Below are 2,576 nucleotides of genomic sequence, written 5' to 3' on the forward strand. Positions count from 1 at the left end.
AGATATTGATGGAAGTCGCCGAAACTCCTGGCGACGCGGGTATCCCGTCCATCCACAGCAGAGATGGACAAATCGTCGGCGCGTGGCCGCAGGGCGGCGTCAAGTTCAGCGGTCAACCGCGTCATCCCGTCCAGATTTTTTGACGACCTTTCGTCAAACTGCTACTGTTGTTCAGAAAAATAGGACATTTTTTGGGATTCCTCAAAAATCGAGGTTTACGCAACTGTCCCGTTATCGGTCTCGCAGCAGGGTTTTCGGTGAACCCTGCTGCGAGATCTCCGATCCGGGAGTGATGAAAGTGGAAAATGCATCTCTGGCAGGCACAGTTATGAAGACGCGCCTCACGCAGACCAAAAGAAAGACAGACAAAATGTCTAAGGACAGCAAGCACACAGTGCAAGACGACGACGAAGAAGACCTGCTCGACTTCACTGTCATCGATGACCTCGACGAATTGGAAAGTCTGGATGACGATGTTGGCGCGGCCGCCGTGGAGACTCCCCTGTTAAGCCCTATCCAACATGTCGAGTTGCTGTTTCACCAGATCCTTTCGACAGATGCGAGGCTACCACCGGGATCTGTCTCCATCATCTATTCCAAGATGGGGGAAGGTATACTCGGGAGTGGGCTCGACCTTAATATCATGCAGGCTCAAGACGCAACGGGGCCCGAAAATGCGACGGTTGACCTCGTCGTAGAGAGGGCGATTGCGATTGCCCTTGTTCTGGCCGGCACCCTATACGGAACACGAGACCTGTCAGATAAGTATCCTCAGGGCATATCGTTGGATCTTGGCGTTACACCCACGCTGTCAAACCACGAACGCATGGAAGCTATGGAGAGTCTCAAGGCTCGCATGTATGACCAAGGCCTGAATGCTGAAGACATGACAACTCTACTTTCTTACGCATAAGATGTTGAAAAAACGCAGGACACTTTTACCCAGGCGAGGCTCAATCCGAGCATCGGCACAATGAGTTTGGTCCATAACGGTCTATAGTCATCACCTCGCCTCTATTACATCCCGATCACTTGCTGCGTCAAAGACCTTGGCTTCACGGTCAACCTGGGGACATCAGAAATGACGATGCCGGCTGCCTTCGTCAGGCGGCCGGCGCTTCATTGCGACTGATGGCTGGATCGCAGAAGATCGCCATCCAGAAATGTCCGGTGGATCAGGTTGTGATCGTTTTCGGACCATCACTCTTGGCGGCGATGGCGGCCCAGATGATGCAAATCGGCCAGGTCAGTAACAGGCCGAGACCGAAGGTCAAAAATGCCACGACGAAGGAAACGATCAACATGACGATCCCGCCGACGATCGTCGAATAGAACATGCCCAACGGGCCCAGAAGAACGGTGAGCAGAATCGCGATGCCAGCGCTCTTGCCGGCGTGAACGTGGATGATGGTCTGGGCCGGCGCCTGGGACATGGTCGGGTTGGCGGTTTGCATCTCTTGGCTCATGGAGGTCTCTCTTTCACTATCTTGCGATACGACATGTTCGCGTGCGACGTGACAACCACGCCTGACACCAAGATTAGCCAGCAATTTCAGAGACGAAATATTTTCATCTAGAAAATTGTATTCAAGCGTTTCTTAGTAGGGGAAACAGACGCATCTTATTGCGCTTCTACAATCGGCCGACTTCTTATGGTTGAGCCAGATCCCCGTATGCAGGCAGAAAACAGTTAAGTCACGACTTAACAAATTGACTAAGCTATGATCTGGTTCTCAAAGGTAATGACGGCGATTTTGCCGGATATGCCAAGGAACAAAACACCATGATCACCGGTCTCACATTCGACCTTGTTGCCGAGGAAAATCCGCTCGGAAACTACATGAAGGTTCGCGCAACCGAACTGAAGATCCCCCAAATACGGATTGCAGACGCGCTCAACGTGAAGCCCTCGGCAATCGCAGGTATATTCTCGCGCACGGGTGGTTCTCCGAGTTTCGCAACACCCGTTGCTGGCACGATCATGGATATGATCATTGCCGCTGAGCAGGATCAGTGGCCGCACATGTGGCAGACTGACGCCTGGGGTGGCCAAAAGACCTACCCGGCGAAGCGGTCGGCACTGATGCGCAAGGCAGCGTTCGCTCTGTCGTTCTGGAATCGCCCGACAAAAGCGTCCAGAAGTGACCCGCACCGCGAGTTCCGCGAACTGCTCACAATGATCGACCGTGACATCTACCGCGAAATGGTGCGGATGCTCTGGTATCCTTTCCACGGTGCCATTGTGAGAAAGTCCGATGTCGCGCAGAACCTGAAGGCGGTTGCAGGAAAGCACGGGCCCTCCGACCTCAATCGCTTCCGCGGCGTCAGTTATCGTCAGCGCGATGCAGTCGGAGACCTGCTCTACGGCGCCGAGATGACACTGTCCGAGGCGCAGGCGCTGGACCTGCGCAAGCGCCTCGAGACAACACCTCAGAACACGTCAGCGCACGCTCTGCGCCGCGGCTGGACCCAGCAGCAGATCACACATGATGAGGAAGATGTCCTCTACAACACAGAGGTGATCGCGATCGCATGCAGCAAGGCAGGCATCAATGCGAACGACAGTCGCTCGGACG

3 protein-coding genes are annotated in these 2,576 nt (G+C 54.3%); 2 read left to right on the forward strand and 1 reads right to left on the reverse strand.

The genetic code is table 11. The features are described 5' to 3' along the window. The first annotated feature begins 328 nt into the window (after nucleotides 1-328). Nucleotides 329-913: a hypothetical protein gene (locus ACOI1H_RS24795; protein WP_422440918.1), complete on the forward strand. Its 585-nt coding sequence runs from the start codon at nucleotides 329-331 to the stop codon at nucleotides 911-913. A 262-nt stretch (nucleotides 914-1,175) separates the two neighbouring features. Here the strand turns inward: ACOI1H_RS24795 and ACOI1H_RS24800 are convergent, their stop codons facing one another. Next, nucleotides 1,176-1,466, reverse strand: a complete 291-nt coding sequence (locus ACOI1H_RS24800) for a hypothetical protein (protein ID WP_422440919.1) — start codon at nucleotides 1,464-1,466, stop codon at nucleotides 1,176-1,178. A gap of 317 nt (nucleotides 1,467-1,783) precedes the next feature. Between ACOI1H_RS24800 and ACOI1H_RS24805 the strand changes: the two genes are divergently transcribed. Continuing rightward, nucleotides 1,784-2,576: hypothetical protein (locus ACOI1H_RS24805; RefSeq protein ID WP_422440921.1), on the forward strand; the 793-nt coding region annotated here is incomplete at its 3' end.

This window comes from Loktanella sp. DJP18, assembly GCF_049310965.1.
Taxonomy (GTDB): Bacteria; Pseudomonadota; Alphaproteobacteria; order Rhodobacterales; family Rhodobacteraceae; genus Loktanella.

Coding starts and splice junctions, on each gene's coding strand:
- ACOI1H_RS24795 (WP_422440918.1), top strand. CDS start 329: ATGAAGACGCGCCTCACGCAGACCAAAAGAAAGACAGACAAAATGTCT.
- ACOI1H_RS24800 (WP_422440919.1), bottom strand. CDS start 1,466: ATGAGCCAAGAGATGCAAACCGCCAACCCGACCATGTCCCAGGCGCCG.